This window comes from Pseudomonas sp. GW821-FHT09H03 (assembly GCF_059415945.1).
On the sequence record NZ_JBWKOF010000007.1, the window covers coordinates 302,504 to 317,621 of the forward strand.

Sequence of the window (15,118 nt, forward strand, 5' to 3'; positions counted from 1 at the left end):
GCTCGGGCTGTGTTCGGATGATCTTTTGATCTTATGTTGCGGGCTTATCGCTAAGCCCCTTGATCAGTGAGTCCACATTTCCTTCCAGCTCCGCCACCGGATCTTCGGCGTCGATACTCAACACCATCAACTGACTGCCAGACTCGGCAATCACCGCTTTCACCGCATCCGACGGCTGCCGATGATGCAGCACCACGGCCACCTCATTGTCCTTGAGCGTCGCGCCCAGTTGCTTCAATGCTTCGGGCGTCCATTCGGCATCCGGCCGCGCGTCCAGACCGGCCAGTTCCAGGTTGAGCCCGCCAATCAAGTAGCCGAAGTGATCGCTCAGGCTCATCACGCTGAGGTTGTCTGCCGCAGCCAGCCGCGCCTCGCTGTCGGCGCTGAGCTTGAGCAAGCGCTGCTTGAGCGCTGCTAGGTTGGCATCGATTTTCGGTTTGGCTGCGGGGCTCAGGCGTACCAGATCCGCTGCCATCACATCGGCCATACGCCCCATGTTATTGCTGGAAAGCCATGGCTGGCTGTTCAGGCCATCAACCTGGTTGCCAGGCTGCACGGCAATGCCGGGCAGGGCGCCGTCGACCGGGCGCGCCGCGTCGATTTCGACGATACGGATATTGCTACGGCGCGAGATCGGGTACAGCGGATCATCCGGCCACAGCGAGCGCACGCCGATCACGGCATCGGCGTCGCTCGCCAGTTTCGCCAGCGCCGCCGCGCCACGCCCGGTGAAGTAGGCGGTCTGGCGGCTGCCGGGCAGGTTGGCCGGGGCCGCGCGTTCGAGGCTGACGTCGGTGCCCTTGAGCAGCACTTCACCCAATCCATAGGTAATCGGCAACGAGGCCAGCACGCGCAGCGGTTTGCCGCTGTCGGCGGCGCCTGTCGTTGTCGCCAGCCCGCACAGGGCAAGGGCCAGGGTCAGTTGACGCAGAGAAAATGACATTTATCCAAGGTTCCCTTTCAGGCTGGGGACGACACCGCGCGCAATGGCGGCCAGGGCGAAGGCAATACCGGCCACCAGAATGATCGCGGCGCCGGACGGAATCGGCAGGTCGAAGATGATCGGTGCGAGAATTCCGCACAGGGTGCTGACCGTGGCGATCAGTACCGAGCACCAGAAAAAGCCTTTGAGCGACTGGCTGAGCAAGCGTGCCGCCGCGGCCGGAATTACCAGCAGGGCGCCGACCAGAATCGCGCCGATGACTTTCACTGCTGCGACGGTGATCAGAGTCACCAGGATCACGAACAGATAGTCCAGGGACTTCACCGCCACCCCGCGTACCGCCGCCAGTTGCGGATTGAAGCTGGCCAGCATGATGCGGTTGTACAGTGGCAAGGCCAGGGCCATGACCAGCGAACCGACGATGGCCAGTACCAGCAGATCATTGCCGTTGACCGTCAGCACCGAGCCGAACAGCACGTTTTCCAGAATGTGCACGTTGATCTTGCCCGCCAGGATCAGCAGCAGGCTCGCGCCGAGCGCCAGGGACACTGAAAGAAACACGCCGATCAAGGTATCCGGCGCCAGCCCGGTGCGGTTGCGCAGGTAATTGAGCAGGATGCCGAACAGCAGGCAGTAGCCGAACAGACTGCCGTAAGGACCCGTGTAAGGCTCGCCGAGCAGAATGCCGATGGCCACGCCGGTCAGTGCGGCGTGACCGACCGCTTCGGAGAAAAACGCGAACCGCTTGACCACCACCAGGGTGCCGAGGCCGCCCAGAACAGGGCCGATCAACAGTCCGGCGAGCAGGGCGTTGACCACAAATCCATAGGCTAGCGCCTCGGGCAGATAACCCGACGACGCCCAGCCCTGGACCATCAGACGAAAAGCTTCGTAACTCATCAGGCAAGGCTCCGTGGATGGGTCGAGAACAGCGTCAACAGCCGCTCCGGGGTCAGCGCCTGTTGCGGTGTGGCGTCGAACAGCACCCGGCGATTGAGCCCGGTGACGTGATCGGCCAGGCGTCCTACCGCCTCCAGATCGTGTTCGATCCACAGCACGGTGATGCCCGCCGTTCGCCAGTGCGCAAGCAAGCGTTCGAACACCTGGATGCCCGCCTCATCAAGGGCCGACATCGGCTCGTCGAGCACCAGCAATTGCGGCGACGGGATCAGCCCCTGGGCCAGCAACACCCGCTGGCGTTCACCGCCGGACAGCGCGCCCATGCGCCGCTTGCGCTTGTCCTGCATGCCGACCCGCTCCAGCGCCTCGCCGATGGCGGCCGCGTAGTGCTTGCTCAAACCAAGGAACGCCGGGCGCCGCTGGCACATCGCGGCCATAAAATCGTCGACGGTCATCGGCAGGCCCCGGTCGAACTCCAGGGCCTGGGGTACATAGCCGATGGTGCCAGGCTCGCCGGGCCACTGCAGGCTCAAACGGCCCTGATGCGGCATCTGCCCGAGCAGGGTCTTGATCAGCGAACTCTTGCCACCGCCGTTGGGGCCGACCAGCGCATGCACACTGCCTGGCCGGACCTGGAAGGTCACCTTGTCGAGGATCGTCGTGCGCCCGAGGGTCAGACTGACGTCGGCAAAGTCCAGGGTCGGACCCGAAACCTGTAGGCGCGGGCTTGCTCGCGAAAGCGGAGTGTCATTCAACGATGTTGCCGACCGACCCACCGCATTCGCGAGCAAGCCCGCTCCTACAGGGGGTTCGGCGTTGGTCAGGATGGTCTCTTTCGACGTCATGCCCCAGACTCCTGAATCGCCCGCACCACAGTGTTGAGGTTGCCGGTCATCTCTTTTTCGTACTTGTCAGCGGTGTATTCGCCGTAGGAAATGTGCGACAGCGGATACAGCTTCACACCGGATTCGCGCTGAATGGTATCGACGTAGGAGGACGGGAAATCCATCTCCGAGAAAATCACCTTCACGTCCAGCTCACGCAGCTGATCGATGGTCTTTTTCAACTGGCTTGGGCTCGGCTCGATACCGTGGGCCGGCTCCACCACGGCGGTCACTTCCAGGCCGAACTCGCGCAGAAGGTAGTCGTAGGCCGCATGCACCGTGGCCACCCGCAGTTCGGCGTTCGGTGCCTGGGTCAGCTTGGCCAGTGCGTCGGCGCGCATCTTGCGCAGGCGCTTGCCGTAAGCGCGGGCGTTCTCGGTGTAGGTCCTGGCGTTGGCTGGATCGAGCTTGCCCAGTTCCCGGGCGATGTTGTTGACCTGGGCAATGGAGGCGCTGATCGACAGGAAGGTATGGGGATTGACCACCTTGCCTGCCCCCCGGGCGGCAACGCCAGTGGCGGCCAGCAGGGGCACGTTTTCGTTGGCTTCGATCACCGGGACCTTCGGGGTTTCGCTGGCGGCGATCATGCGGTCGGCGAAGTCGTCATGGCCGACGCCGTTGAGCACGACTACATCGAGCCCGCTGATGCGCTTGATGTCTTCGGCGCGGGGTTCGTAGGCGTGCGGGTTGAAACCGGCCGGAATCAGCGGCACCACCTCGGCCTTGTCGCCGACGATGTTGGCCACGTAGCTGTAATAAGGGTGCAGGGTGATGCCGATGCGCAGGCGCTTGGCTTCGTCGGCGCTGGCCTGGGGGGCCAGTACAAAGGCAAACATGCCGGCCAGCAACAGGCGCAGGAAAGAGCGTTGAGATGAATTGGGCATTGGGAAGCGGTCTTCTCTCGGATAAAGGCGGGGGGTCAGTGCCGGTGCTGGCGGGTCACGCCGGCATCGAACTGCGCGACAATCTGCTTCCAGCCGGCGCTTTGCAGCGCGGCGTCGCTGAGGTCTTGCGGTGCAGTGGCCTGGCTGTCGCGGTTGAGCCAGATGTCCGGTGCGTCATCGGCTGCAGTCAGGCGCATCAGAAACGAACCGGCGACATCCTGCACCTGGCTACGGCCGAAGTAGGCCCTGGCCTCAATCAACTGCCAGGCATGACCGCCCCGGCTGACGGAGCTGGCATCCTGAGCGAACGGGGCAAAACCTTCCCCGGCGAGGACCTCTGGAGTCGGCAGTGATTGCTGTTCCTGGCGCAGCAGGTAGATTTCGTCGAGCGTCACACGCAGATCGGCGTAGATGCCTTGCTCGGAAGCACTGAGGTCGCGACGGGCATCCAGTTGGTGGCTGCTGACGCTACTGACCTCATGGATCTCGCCGCGCCAGAGCACCACGGAACCTGCGACCGCGAGGATCAGCAGGCACAGCAGCAGGACGTAGAGGGTTTCATGGCCGGCTCCGGCCGGTCGGATCACCTGGGTGGTTGGAGTACTCATGGTGCCTCGATGTCCGCTTGGTCAATCTCGACGACGTGACCGGGACCTGCGTCGAACAGCACATAGAACTCGGGGCCGGGTTTTTTGAAGGTCAAGGTCGAGTCGGCGCCGAGCTTGCCCGGCACGAGGATTGTTTCGTCGTAGCCGATCACATCGAGGGTCACCCCTGGCGCGCCGCTGCCGTCGGAGAAGCCGCCGGTGCATTTGATCTGTTCGGCGTCGATAGCTTTGCATTCGCACATCGGGTTGTGGGCCAGGGCCGTGGCGCTGAAGCCGGCGCTGAGCACCAGCAAGATGGCGTGCAGAGGGCGAAAGGTCTTGCTCATGGTTTGCTTCCTTGTTTGTTCAGCCAGGCGATGGTGGCCGGGGATGCCTGGCTCAAGGGAATGGAGGCCTGATGCATGGCGCCGTCCCAGCCTTCCATGGTGATCCACAGCTCGGCATCGGCCGTGGTCTTTTCCGGGACGGGCAACGACGCGCCCATGCGATAGGGGGTGCCGAAGAAAATCACCCCGGCGGCGCGCAGGCTGCGGGGTTTGCCGATGCGCAGGTAAGTGGCCTTGACCTGTGCGATACAGCTATCACAAAGCGCTGCGTTGAAGCCCTTCATGTACCCGGCCGGGCCATCGAGCGTGGGAGCCGCGTTACGCAACTCCGCCAGGCGCAGGCTCCAGGGGCCGACCTGAATGTCGCCGACCTCCCGTTCGCCCAGGCCACTGTCACCGCGCATCAACGCCTCGTCGGCGAAGTACTTGGGCATGAAACCCAGGGGGATCAGCAACAACAGAATGTTCAGGTGAAACCGCCATTTGTGCCAGAACACACTGAGGCGCGAGGGCTGTGGGGCTGTGCTGATTTTGCTCACAGGTTAGCCTCCGACGTTTCGTTGCTGGTGACCGGTTGCGCCTTGGCGCCCTTGTGTTTTTTGTTGCTGCGCTTGAATGCGTTGGCGGTGGCCAGCGCTGTGCGCTTGGTCCAGATCAGCAAGCCGCTGAACACCATCATGCTCAGCAGCAGGCCGAAAAACGCCCAGATCAACTTGATCCACAGGCCACCGAAGTCCCCGGTGTGCAGCGGGCGCATGGACTCGGTGACGAATTCCAGTGCCGAACGGTCCGAGATCAATCGTGAAGCAGCGATTTCGCCGGTGTAGGGGTTGAGGGTGGCGGTCTGGAACATCAGCGGATACCAACCGCGTCCACCGACATCCAGGTGGCTGTAGGCATTGCCCGGCAGGCTGACGAAACTGGCCTCCAGCCCGGAGATTTTCTGCGAGGCGATTTCAATCGCACGATCGAGGTCGATGCGTGGCGGTGGCGAACCATCGGCCGATTGCGGCACGGCTTCGCGGGACATCGACGGGATGATCTTTTCGGTGGAAATGGAAATCTGGTTATCGAACAGCAACGCCTGGATCAGGAACCAGGTGCCGGTAATGGAAATGACCGCGATGAACCAGATCGACCAGATGCCGCTCAGCCGGTGAAAGTCGCCCCAGAAAATCCGTGCGCCGTGGCGAAAACGCAGGGTCGGGCTGAAAAAGCCCTTCCAGAAGCGTTTATAGACCACAAGCCCGGTGATCAGCGAAGCCAGCAGTGGCAATCCGAGAAACGACACCAGGTACCAGCCCCAACTGTATCCATTGGTGAACGGCACCAGCCACCAACCGTGCAACGCGCGGGTGAACGCGCGGAAGTTGAAGTCGGGGGCGACGCCCTGGATGACACCGCTATAGGGGTTGACGTACACCACCACCGAGCGCCCATCGGGATAGCTGACTTTGACATCGAGGGCGAAGTGCGACTCGTCGGGACGACTGATGCTCTGCACCACGGTCTGTGGCTCGGCTTTATTGATGGCCTCGATGACCTGCTGATAACTGAGCAGCGGGGCGTCGTTTGTTGGCTGGCTGGCGCGCATCGGCGGGTTGGCCAGCCAGACGATTTCCTGGCTAAGCACCGCCAGGGTGCCGGTCACACAGACGATCAGCACGAAAAACCAGATTGGCAGTGCCAGCCAGCTATGAACCAGAAACCAGATTTTTGAACGGGACTTCGTTGACATGATGAGCGGTCTTGCCTGGATGAGTGGGTCACTGCTGTGGGTTGCACAGCATCAAGGCCCATGAAAGGTACGGTCGTGGCTTTTGCCGACGCGACCGACTGCATCTAGATAAGACGTATGAGGACTGGAAAACCCGAACGGTAATATGAAAGAAAATGTTTCTCATTACAATAAAAGATCGCAGCCGTCGGCAGCTCCTGCAGGTGAACGCTGTTTGCAGGAGCTGCCGAAGGCTGCGATCTTTTGATTTTTTCGATGCGCAGCAGCAATCAACCCTGGCTGAACATTTCCTTCGCCCGCTGCTCGATCTGTTCCTGGGTCAGGTCTTCCTTGCGCGTGGCCAAAAACCACAGATGCCCGTAGGGGTCCTTCAAAGTTCCTGAACGGTCGCCATAGAACTGGTCCTTGACCTCCGACACCGACGTCGCCCCGGCATCGATGGCTTGTTTGAAGGACTTGTCTACGTCTGTCACATACAGATGCAGACCCACGGAGGGTGAGTTGTCCGGATTGCTCAGCGGCCCTTGATCACAGGGTGTGCCAAGCATGATCGGGCAATCGCCGATGCGCAGTTCAGCATGGCCGACGCCGCCGTCGGGCATGGCCAGGCGCATGACTTCGATGGCGCCGAAGGCTTTTTTGTAGAACTCGATGGCCTCGGCGGCTTTTTGAATGCCCAGATAGGGCGTGATGCTGTGGTACCCCTCTGGAATGGGTTTGACGCTCATGATGGGTCTCCCTGTTCTCTTGTAGTGAGTGGAAGAGGTTCCTTGGCCGTTACCGGCTGGATAAATATAGGCCAGCCCCCTCAGTGCCACCGAACGCCCGACGAGCAGCAGCGTCGCAGCTGTGCAATCGAGTGAGCAGGTCGCGTCACGATTGCCCAAGCATGATAGCCACTATTGAAAGCGTTGATTTCTGTCCCTTTGGACGCGCGGGTAGCCTGTGTTCATTGCCCCGAACAAGATGCCAGGACGCCGAAAATGAAAACCCTGATCGCCAGTTTGCTGCTGCTCGCCAGCGCTGTACTTGCCGGATGTGCCGGCCATGTTTCTCCAGAGCTGCGGCCCTATACCACCGAAGAAAGCCAGGAGTTGGCGCTGGAGGCGTTGAACCGTCGTGGCTTGTCTTTCGATGAATACCACGCAAAAAAGGCCGAACTGCTCGGCGAGCCGCGCAAACGCTTCAAATTTGATAGCCGTGGCGAAATGAACGCCGAGCGATCTGTACAGCTACACGGTCGCCCAAGCTGAGCGAAACTGTACTGGCAGAAGTTTTGCCAAACTGTCCGTGGGTTTCGCCCGGGGTGTGCGATAGGGTCACTACCTGACTGACCCAGATGGACACCACCCATGACGCTCTCACTCGACCTGCTGCTGGGCTTCGCCCTGTTCGCCCTCGTCACTTCGATCACGCCCGGCCCGAACAACACCATGTTGCTGGCATCCGGCGTGAACTTCGGCTTCAACCGTACCATTCCACACATGCTCGGCATCAGCTGCGGCTTTTTCCTGCTCGTGGTGGCCGTCGGTTTCGGACTGGGCGCGGTGTTCCAGACTTATCCTCTGTTGTATACCGTACTGCGTTATGTCGGCGCGGCGTATTTGTTGTACCTGGCATGGAAGATCGCCCATTCCGGGCCGGTCTCGGACAGTGACACAGGTGAGGCCAAACCGATCAGCTACCTGGGTGCCGCGGCGTTTCAGTGGGTCAACCCCAAGGCCTGGATCATGGCCATCGGTGCTATCAGCACCTACACGCCGATGCAGGGCTATTTCACCAACGTGATCGTCATCGCCGCCGTTTTCGCCGTCATCAACCTGCCGAGCGTCGGACTCTGGGCCGCTTGCGGCACGCTGCTGCGCAATGTCCTCAAGGACCGCCGCTGGCTGCGCCTGTTCAACTGGGGCATGGCAGCGCTTCTGGTGGTTTCTTTGTATCCGTTGCTGCTCGAAAGCTTTAGCTGACGCATTGCTTCAACCGGTTGCCCGATGCCTGTTAAGCTCACTTTTCAGGAGCGTTCCTACGCACTTTTAAATGAAGTTGTACTTCTTTAACGGCATCCGATCAGGTATTGGTAACGTTCTGAAAATCGCACGCAGCTCACAAAGCTGCGTTTGCCGTTTGCAGTCACGAGCTTCCTGATCCCGGAACACGCTCTGCGAGTCCTTTATGAATAAACGTCCGTTGTATTTCGATTACGCCGCCACCACGCCGGTGGATGAGCGGGTCATCAAGGTTATGGTCGAGTGTCTGGGCTTTAACGGCAACTTCGGCAATCCCGCATCCAGCTCCCATGCCTTTGGCCAACAGGCTCGGCAATCGGTCGAACAGGCGCGGCGTCAGGTCGCCGAACTGGTCGGTGCGATGCCTGAGCAAATCGTCTGGACCTCCGGCGCCACCGAGTCGAATAACCTCGCACTCAAAGGTGTGGCCCAGGCTCGCACGGCTGTCGGCGGTCACATCATCACCAGCCAGATCGAGCACAAGGCGATACTCGACACCGCCCGGCAATTGCAGGAGGCCGGTGTTGCGGTGACTTATCTTGTGCCTGACGCCGAAGGTCTGATCACCCCGCAAGCGGTCAGCGAAGCCATGCGCGAGGACACCTTCCTCGTCTCGCTGATGCTGGTCAACAACGAACTGGGTACGCTCAACGACATTCCTGCAATCGGCCAGGTGGTGCGCGGCAGCGGTGCGTTATTCCATGTCGACGCAGCGCAAGGCGCGGGCAAAGTGGCAATCGACCTGGCGCAGTGGCCGGTGGACCTGATGTCGTTTTCGGCGCATAAACTCTATGGCCCAAAAGGTATCGGCGCGTTGTATGTCGGCCCGCGTGCGCAGCAGCGTCTGCAGGCGCAGATCCACGGCGGCGGTCACGAAGGTGGTTTGCGTTCAGGCACCCTGGCGACCCACCAGATCGTTGCCATGGGCGAGGCCTTCACCTTGGCGGCAGGCTGTTTTGACGCAGAGAAAGTCACGATCGTGCGCCTGCGCGAACGCTTGCTCGAACAACTGCTGAGCCTGCCCGGCGTGCGCCTCAATGGCAGCCCGAACCAGCGCATTCCACATACCCTGAGCCTGACCTTCAATGAAGGCGAGTTCAATTCGGCGGCGTTGGGCCATTCGATCGCGTTTTCCGCGACCTCGGCCTGCAACTCCGCCAGCAATGCTCCATCCCACGTGCTGCTGGCCCTGGGGCATGACGCCCGTTCAGCCAGTCGCACCATCCGCTTGAGCCTGGGACGTTTCACCACCGAGCAGGATATCGATCAAGCGGCAGAACTGATTAAAGCGGCCGTCGCGAGCGCTCCGGCGTTCTGGTAGGTGCGAGCTAGCTCGCGATCGGCGTCGTACAAAAATGAATAGTGGTTAGCAGGAGTCACGATGAATACGCAGTTTTCAATTAACGGATCGGTGCCCCAGCGCCTGGCACAAACCCGCGAGCTGATGAGCCGGGAGGGCATTCATGCCCTGCTGGTGCCGTCTGCCGACCCGCACCTGTCCGAATACCTGCCAGGCTACTGGCAAGGGCGGCAATGGTTGTCGGGTTTCCATGGTTCGGTCGGCACCCTGATCGTGACCGCCGATTTCGCCGGTGTCTGGGCAGACAGCCGGTATTGGGAGCAAGCGACCAAAGAACTCAATGGCAGCGGCATCGAACTGGTCAAGCTGCAACCGGGTCAGCCCGGCCCGCTGGAATGGCTGGCCGAGCAAACGCCGGAGGGTGGTGTGGTCGCCGTCGATGGCGCGGTCATGGCGGTGGCCTCGGCACGTACCCTGGGTAGCAAGCTCGAAGAACGCGGCGCGCGTTTGCGCACCGATATCGATGTGTTGAGCTCGGTCTGGAGCGATCGTCCGAGCCTGCCGAACGAGCCGATTTATCAGCACTTGCCGCCACAGGCGACGGTCAGCCGTGGGGAAAAACTCGCCAAACTGCGTGAAGCCCTGCAGACCCGTGGTGCCGACTGGCATTTCATCGCCACCCTCGATGACATCGCGTGGCTGTTCAACCTGCGCGGCGGCGATGTGTCGTTCAACCCGGTGTTCGTTTCCTTCGCCCTGATCAGCCAGCAGCAAGCCACTTTGTTCGTGGCTTTGAGCAAAGTCAGCGCCGAACTGCGTGCGATTCTCGAGCAGGACGGCGTCACTCTGCGCGACTACAGCGAAGTGGCTGGCGCTCTGCAGGCAGTGCCTGATGGTGCGAGTCTGCAAGTCGATCCGGCGCGGGTCACCGCGGGCTTGCTGGATAACCTCGGCAGCGGCGTCAAACTGATCGAAGGCCTGAATCCGACCACTCTCGCCAAGTCGCAAAAAAGCCAGGCCGATGCCGGGCACATTCGCCAAGCCATGGAGCAGGACGGTGCGGCACTGTGCGAGTTCTTCACCTGGCTGGACAGCGCCATGGGCCGCGAGCGCATCACCGAGCTGACCATTGATGAAAAGCTGACTGCCGCCCGTGAGCGTCGACCGGATTATGTGTCGCTGAGTTTCAATACCATCGCCGCGTTCAACGCCAACGGCGCGATGCCGCACTACCATGCCACCGAAGAAGAACACGCGGTAATCGAAGGTGACGGTCTGTTGCTGATCGACTCCGGCGGCCAGTATCTGGGCGGCACCACTGACATCACGCGGATGGTGCCGGTCGGCACACCAACCGCCGAGCAGAAGCGTGATTGCACCCGCGTGCTCAAGGGCGTGATTGCCTTGTCCCGCGCGCAGTTTCCGAAGGGTATTCTCTCGCCATTGCTCGACTCCATCGCCCGTGCGCCGATCTGGGCTGAAAGCGTCGACTACGGTCACGGCACCGGCCACGGTGTAGGCTACTTCCTGAACGTTCACGAAGGTCCGCAAGTAATCGCCTATCAGGCAGCCCCGGCACCGCAAACCGCGATGCTGCCGGGCATGATCACTTCCATTGAACCGGGTACCTACCGTCCTGGCCGTTGGGGTGTGCGCATCGAGAACCTGGCGATGAACCGTGAGGCAGGCAAAAGCGAATTCGGCGAGTTCCTCAAATTCGAAACCCTGACCCTGTGCCCGATCGACACCCGCTGCCTGGAAACCTCGCTGCTGACCGAGGACGAAAAGCAGTGGTTCAACGCCTACCACGCCGAAGTGCGTGAGCGCTTGAGCCCGTTGCTCGACGGTGCAGCTCTTGAATGGTTGAACACCCGCACCGCGGCTATTTGACCGGCTGACACCCAGGCGCTATGGCCGGCGCCTGGGTGTCGACATCCATCGGTCAAGATTCAGCTCAGGGCCTCAATGACGAAATCCAGTCGATCCTGGCCGAAGAACAGCTGATTATCGACAAACATGCTCGGTGCGCCGAACACCCCTCGCTGCACGGCCTGCTCGGTGTTGTGCTTGAGGATGGACTTGATTTCTTCGTCGCAGGTTAAGGCCAGCACCTCTGTTGGATCGAAAGCGTTTTCGCTCAGGACAGCCGCCACGGTTGTCGGCTCATCAAGGCTGCGGCCGTCGACCCAGAGGGCCTTGAACAGGCAATCGATGAAGGCGCCGAAGCGTTCCGGGTGGCGCAATTGAATGCCGGTTACGGCACGCATGAGCATCAATGTGTTGATCGGGAAGTGCGGATTGAATTTCAGCGGCACGCCGTAACGTCTGGCGTAGCGATCCAGGTCCTGAAACATGTAGCGGCCTTTGGCTGGAACGGTCGCCGGGGAGGCGTTGCCGGTGGCTTTGAAGACACCGCCCAGCAGGATCGGAATGTAGATCAGCCGGGCATCGGCCTCGGCGCAGATCTTTGGTAGCTGGGTGTAAGCCAGGTAGGTGGCAGGACTGCCGAGATCAAAGTAGAACTCCACGGTTTTGCTCATATTCGGTGTGCTCGTCTTGTTGTTATGGGGATGGGCTTACCAGCGTTCGCTCCAGGGGCGCAGGTCCAGCTCGAAGGTCCAGGCGTCGCGAGGCTGGCTGTGCAGGTACCAGTAGTTCTCGGCAATGTGCTCGGGATTGAGGATGCCGTCCTGGTCCTTGGTTGCGTACTTCTGCGGGAAGCTGTCGCGAATGAAGTCGGTATCGATGGCGCCGTCGACCACCACATGGGCGACATGAATGTTCATCGGTCCGAGTTCGCGGGCCATGCTCTGCGCCAGCGCACGAATCCCGTGCTTGGCTCCGGCGAATGCGGCAAAGCCGGCGGCGCCACGCATACCTGCGGTGGCTCCGGTAAACAAAATGGTGCCCCGTTGACGCTTGGCCATGCGCTTGGCCACTTCACGCGCGTTGAGAAAACCCGAAAAGCAGGCCATTTCCCAAATCTTGAAATACTTGCGCGCAGTTTCTTCGAGAATGCTGCATGGCACATTGGCGCCGATATTGAAAACGAAGGCTTCGATAGGGCCGATCTGGCTTTCAATCTGCTCGACCAGGGCAATCACGTCTTCTTCTTTACGGGCATCGCAGGCAAAACCGTGGGCTTCGCCGCCACGGGCGTGGATGGCATCCACCAGCGGCTGGAGTTTGTCCGCGCTACGGCGGGTCACGCAAGCGACAAAACCTTCTTCGGCGAAGCGCTTGGCAATGGCGCCGCCCGTGGCGTCACCTGCGCCGACAACCAGTACGACCTTCTTGTTATTCATGCTTGTTACTCATGGCTGGATCCCTTTGGTAAACGATCGTTAACTAAACGAACGTTATGCTATGATTCGACAAGCGTCAAGGCGATATAATTCGGGAGAAGGGCATGCGTTATTCGGCCAGTCACAAGCTGGAGACCAAAGAGAAACTGCTGCAAAGCAGTGCGTTATCAGCCAAGAAATCCGGCTTCTCGACGGTGGGAGTCGATGGCCTGATGAAAGCGATCGGTTTAAGCGGCGGGGCGTTTTACAGTCATTTCTCGTCGAAAGACGAGTTGTTCGCCAATATTGTCGAGCGCGAGTTGGGTCAAAGCCTGGAGCGCCTGGGGGCGGATGGCAACCGTGAAAAACTGCAGCGCTGCCTGAAGCTTTACCTGAGCATGTCCCATGTCGAGCACCCCGACACCGGTTGTGTATTGCCGGCCTTGGGGGCGGAAATTGCCCGCGCTGACGTGGAGATTCGGCAACAGGCAGAACACTGGATCTGTCGGCTTCAGGAGAGCTGGGCGCAGATCCTGCAAAGCGACAGCCTGGCCTGGGCGATTCTGTCGCAGTGCATCGGTGCGCTGGTCGTGGCGCGGATGCTGGCTACACCGCAGATCCAGCGTGCGGTGTTGCAGTCCAGCTACGATGAGATTGGCCGTCAGATCGCAGGCCCGGGGGGCTGACGGGGCGGCCTATTTGCAGATGACGATCATGCTGCGACTGGTATAACCGGCAGGGTTGAGGCCAAACGGATAGTCGCCCGGCTCTTCCACCGTGTCCCCCGACTTGGCAATGACCTTGTACCCCTTGGGAGCGCAGGCGTTGGTGGCGGTGGCGTTGCACTTGTCCCAGGATGATGACAGGCCGGAACAGTTGATGTGCAAGCCTTTCTTGCCGTGTTTGACCTGGGACTTTGACGTCGCCGCGCAGCCCGCAATTGCAAGTACGGCGATGAGTAGCAAAATTCGTTTCATTACTGTCCTTAAGCGTTCCCGAGTCTTGTGCCCGGGTCTGGCTGCATTCGCTCGCGCTTGAAGCGTTCTGATACATCCCTATCCTGAATGTCCATGGTCTGACTTTATGCGCGCGGGTTTAAACATGGCCTAATTGAGCGTCAAATGCCAGACCTTCGTCATATCTACTCTCAATCCGCTGCTATTGCTGGCTTGGCAGTGCTGCCCATGGTCATGGTGGCGCCGACGGAAGCCAGGATGATGCACAGGATGGCCATCCACTGTGAAAACGACAGGTATTCTTGCAAAAACAGCAACCCCGACAGCGCACCGATTGCGGGCTCGATGCTCATCAATGTGCCAAAGGTTCTGGCCGGCATGCGCGTCAGAGCGACCATCTCCAGTGTGTAGGGCAGGGCGGTGGACAAGATGGCAACCCCAAGCGCTACCGGGATCAGCGATGGGGTCAGCAGGGCAGAGCCTGCATGGACAATACCGATAGGGGCCACGAAGAGCGCTGCGATCATCACCCCGAGCGCAGCGGTCTGCACGCCATTGTCGGCGCCGGCCTTTTGCCCGAAGAGAATGTACACGGCCCAGCAGACCCCAGCGCCCAAGGCGTAACAGGCACCGGTCAGATCAATCCCCGCGCTCGCTTCTCCCATGGGTATAAGCAATAACAAGCCGGCAGCAGCCAGGGCGATCCACAGAAAGTCGATCGCGCGACGGGAGGCGTAGATAGCAACCGCCAATGGTCCGGTGAACTCCAGCGCTACCGCGATCCCCAGGGGGACTGTCTGCAATGACATATAGAAGAGGAAGTTCATGCCGCCCAGCGCCATTCCGTAGACGACAACGGTGCGCAGGGATTTTGCCGTGAGTTTCGCGCGCCATGGCCGCAGGATCAGCATCATGATCACGCTGGCGAACACCAGGCGCATCGTAGTTGTCCCTTGCGCTCCGATAACGGGAAACATGCTTTTGGCCAGGGAAGCACCGGACTGGATCGATGCCATGGCTATCAGCAATAGTCCAACCGAGAACAGGGTGGAGGCCAGGGGGCGTGGCTGGTCATTCATTGCGCGGCATCGTCCGAATCAGGATGTGAAGAGGGGGCTTGCTTGGCTTTGGGCAATATACTGCGCATTCCCTGCGGGCTCGTCTATATATAAGCAGCGTTTTTAGCTATCTCGATAGAAAACCAAATCAACCCTTGACGGCAGATTCTGGAAGCCTATAATTCGCCCCACTTCCGGCGCAGTCGAAACGGAAAACTCCTTGGTAAACAA

18 protein-coding genes are annotated in these 15,118 nt (G+C 60.5%); 5 read left to right on the forward strand and 13 right to left on the reverse strand.

All coding sequences use genetic code 11. The features are described 5' to 3' along the window. Positions 1–31: 31 nt before the first annotated feature. From AC07OG_RS12750 to AC07OG_RS12790, 9 genes are all read right to left on the reverse strand, one after another. A complete protein-coding gene (locus AC07OG_RS12750; protein WP_495067182.1) occupies positions 32–943 on the reverse strand; it encodes a metal ABC transporter substrate-binding protein in 912 nt (303 codons plus the stop codon). Beyond that, positions 944–1,843 carry a metal ABC transporter permease gene (locus AC07OG_RS12755; protein WP_060540999.1) on the reverse strand — a complete coding sequence of 300 codons (900 nt, stop codon included), beginning with the start codon at positions 1,841–1,843 and terminating at the stop codon, positions 944–946. After that, positions 1,843–2,688 carry a metal ABC transporter ATP-binding protein gene (locus AC07OG_RS12760; protein WP_256352761.1) on the reverse strand — a complete coding sequence of 282 codons (846 nt, stop codon included), beginning with the start codon at positions 2,686–2,688 and terminating at the stop codon, positions 1,843–1,845. Before AC07OG_RS12760 ends, AC07OG_RS12755 begins: the two co-directional genes overlap by 1 nt. Further along, positions 2,685–3,611 (reverse strand): metal ABC transporter substrate-binding protein, encoded by a 927-nt coding sequence (locus tag AC07OG_RS12765; protein ID WP_060541001.1) that lies wholly within the window; start codon positions 3,609–3,611, stop codon positions 2,685–2,687. Before AC07OG_RS12765 ends, AC07OG_RS12760 begins: the two co-directional genes overlap by 4 nt. Positions 3,612–3,646: 35 nt before the next feature. Further along, on the reverse strand, positions 3,647–4,219 hold the full coding sequence (locus AC07OG_RS12770) for a DUF6162 family protein (RefSeq protein WP_060541002.1): 573 nt from the start codon (positions 4,217–4,219) through the stop codon (positions 3,647–3,649). Further along, entirely contained in the window at positions 4,216–4,545 is a 330-nt protein-coding gene (locus AC07OG_RS12775) for a hypothetical protein (protein WP_495067183.1), read from the reverse strand. Before AC07OG_RS12775 ends, AC07OG_RS12770 begins: the two co-directional genes overlap by 4 nt. Then, positions 4,542–5,084: a PA2404 family protein gene (locus AC07OG_RS12780; protein WP_060541004.1), complete on the reverse strand. Its 543-nt coding sequence runs from the start codon at positions 5,082–5,084 to the stop codon at positions 4,542–4,544. Before AC07OG_RS12780 ends, AC07OG_RS12775 begins: the two co-directional genes overlap by 4 nt. After that, the gene (locus AC07OG_RS12785; protein ID WP_495067184.1) at positions 5,081–6,283 is read right to left on the reverse strand and encodes a PepSY-associated TM helix domain-containing protein; all 1,203 of its coding nucleotides are present in this window, start codon (positions 6,281–6,283) and stop codon (positions 5,081–5,083) included. The genes AC07OG_RS12780 and AC07OG_RS12785 overlap by 4 nt, the downstream gene beginning before the upstream one ends. A 269-nt stretch (positions 6,284–6,552) precedes the next feature. After that, positions 6,553–7,011, reverse strand: a complete 459-nt coding sequence (locus AC07OG_RS12790; protein ID WP_495067185.1) for a VOC family protein — start codon at positions 7,009–7,011, stop codon at positions 6,553–6,555. A 255-nt stretch (positions 7,012–7,266) separates the two neighbouring features. Here AC07OG_RS12790 and AC07OG_RS12795 point away from each other — a divergent pair, with 255 nt between their 5' ends. The 4 genes from AC07OG_RS12795 (at position 7,267) to AC07OG_RS12810 (ending at position 11,479) form a co-directional block, all read left to right on the forward strand. After that, entirely contained in the window at positions 7,267–7,536 is a 270-nt protein-coding gene (locus AC07OG_RS12795; protein ID WP_060541007.1) for a hypothetical protein, read from the forward strand. A gap of 99 nt (positions 7,537–7,635) precedes the next feature. Next, the gene (locus AC07OG_RS12800) at positions 7,636–8,250 is read left to right on the forward strand and encodes a LysE family translocator (RefSeq protein ID WP_060541008.1); all 615 of its coding nucleotides are present in this window, start codon (positions 7,636–7,638) and stop codon (positions 8,248–8,250) included. Between the two features lie 205 nt (positions 8,251–8,455). Beyond that, positions 8,456–9,610 carry an aminotransferase class V-fold PLP-dependent enzyme gene (locus AC07OG_RS12805; RefSeq protein ID WP_495067186.1) on the forward strand — a complete coding sequence of 385 codons (1,155 nt, stop codon included), beginning with the start codon at positions 8,456–8,458 and terminating at the stop codon, positions 9,608–9,610. Positions 9,611–9,670: 60 nt separating this feature from the next. After that, complete coding sequence (locus tag AC07OG_RS12810) at positions 9,671–11,479, forward strand: aminopeptidase P family protein (RefSeq protein ID WP_495067187.1); 1,809 nt, start codon at positions 9,671–9,673, stop codon at positions 11,477–11,479. Between the two features lie 59 nt (positions 11,480–11,538). On the opposite strand, the gene AC07OG_RS12815 is transcribed toward AC07OG_RS12810, so the two are convergent. Continuing rightward, entirely contained in the window at positions 11,539–12,129 is a 591-nt protein-coding gene (locus AC07OG_RS12815; protein ID WP_218425361.1) for a 2-hydroxychromene-2-carboxylate isomerase, read from the reverse strand. Between the two features lie 36 nt (positions 12,130–12,165). Continuing rightward, positions 12,166–12,894 (reverse strand): SDR family oxidoreductase, encoded by a 729-nt coding sequence (locus AC07OG_RS12820; protein WP_060541012.1) that lies wholly within the window; start codon positions 12,892–12,894, stop codon positions 12,166–12,168. A 104-nt stretch (positions 12,895–12,998) separates the two neighbouring features. Here AC07OG_RS12820 and AC07OG_RS12825 point away from each other — a divergent pair, with 104 nt between their 5' ends. Further along, the gene (locus AC07OG_RS12825) at positions 12,999–13,559 is read left to right on the forward strand and encodes a TetR/AcrR family transcriptional regulator (RefSeq protein ID WP_060541013.1); all 561 of its coding nucleotides are present in this window, start codon (positions 12,999–13,001) and stop codon (positions 13,557–13,559) included. Between the two features lie 9 nt (positions 13,560–13,568). Here the strand turns inward: AC07OG_RS12825 and AC07OG_RS12830 are convergent, their stop codons facing one another. Together AC07OG_RS12830 and rhtA are read right to left on the reverse strand one after the other, a co-directional pair. Then, entirely contained in the window at positions 13,569–13,850 is a 282-nt protein-coding gene (locus tag AC07OG_RS12830) for a hypothetical protein (protein ID WP_060541014.1), read from the reverse strand. Between the two features lie 170 nt (positions 13,851–14,020). Next, positions 14,021–14,908, reverse strand: coding sequence for a threonine/homoserine exporter RhtA (gene rhtA, locus AC07OG_RS12835; RefSeq protein ID WP_060541015.1), 888 nt, complete (start codon positions 14,906–14,908; stop codon positions 14,021–14,023). Positions 14,909–15,118: the final 210 nt, after the last annotated feature.

Excerpts from the sequence above, each read along its gene's own strand:
- AC07OG_RS12785 (WP_495067184.1), bottom strand. The coding sequence starts at position 6,283 with ATGTCAACGAAGTCCCGTTCAAAAATCTGGTTTCTGGTTCATAGCTGG.
- AC07OG_RS12805 (WP_495067186.1), top strand. The coding sequence starts at position 8,456 with ATGAATAAACGTCCGTTGTATTTCGATTACGCCGCCACCACGCCGGTG.
- AC07OG_RS12800 (WP_060541008.1), top strand. The coding sequence starts at position 7,636 with ATGACGCTCTCACTCGACCTGCTGCTGGGCTTCGCCCTGTTCGCCCTC.
- AC07OG_RS12825 (WP_060541013.1), top strand. The coding sequence starts at position 12,999 with ATGCGTTATTCGGCCAGTCACAAGCTGGAGACCAAAGAGAAACTGCTG.
- AC07OG_RS12750 (WP_495067182.1), bottom strand. The coding sequence starts at position 943 with ATGTCATTTTCTCTGCGTCAACTGACCCTGGCCCTTGCCCTGTGCGGG.
- AC07OG_RS12830 (WP_060541014.1), bottom strand. The coding sequence starts at position 13,850 with ATGAAACGAATTTTGCTACTCATCGCCGTACTTGCAATTGCGGGCTGC.
- AC07OG_RS12765 (WP_060541001.1), bottom strand. The coding sequence starts at position 3,611 with ATGCCCAATTCATCTCAACGCTCTTTCCTGCGCCTGTTGCTGGCCGGC.
- AC07OG_RS12770 (WP_060541002.1), bottom strand. The coding sequence starts at position 4,219 with ATGAGTACTCCAACCACCCAGGTGATCCGACCGGCCGGAGCCGGCCAT.
- AC07OG_RS12790 (WP_495067185.1), bottom strand. The coding sequence starts at position 7,011 with ATGAGCGTCAAACCCATTCCAGAGGGGTACCACAGCATCACGCCCTAT.
- AC07OG_RS12755 (WP_060540999.1), bottom strand. The coding sequence starts at position 1,843 with ATGAGTTACGAAGCTTTTCGTCTGATGGTCCAGGGCTGGGCGTCGTCG.
- rhtA (WP_060541015.1), bottom strand. The coding sequence starts at position 14,908 with ATGAATGACCAGCCACGCCCCCTGGCCTCCACCCTGTTCTCGGTTGGA.
- AC07OG_RS12795 (WP_060541007.1), top strand. The coding sequence starts at position 7,267 with ATGAAAACCCTGATCGCCAGTTTGCTGCTGCTCGCCAGCGCTGTACTT.
- AC07OG_RS12810 (WP_495067187.1), top strand. The coding sequence starts at position 9,671 with ATGAATACGCAGTTTTCAATTAACGGATCGGTGCCCCAGCGCCTGGCA.
- AC07OG_RS12760 (WP_256352761.1), bottom strand. The coding sequence starts at position 2,688 with ATGACGTCGAAAGAGACCATCCTGACCAACGCCGAACCCCCTGTAGGA.
- AC07OG_RS12820 (WP_060541012.1), bottom strand. The coding sequence starts at position 12,894 with ATGAATAACAAGAAGGTCGTACTGGTTGTCGGCGCAGGTGACGCCACG.
- AC07OG_RS12775 (WP_495067183.1), bottom strand. The coding sequence starts at position 4,545 with ATGAGCAAGACCTTTCGCCCTCTGCACGCCATCTTGCTGGTGCTCAGC.
- AC07OG_RS12815 (WP_218425361.1), bottom strand. The coding sequence starts at position 12,129 with ATGAGCAAAACCGTGGAGTTCTACTTTGATCTCGGCAGTCCTGCCACC.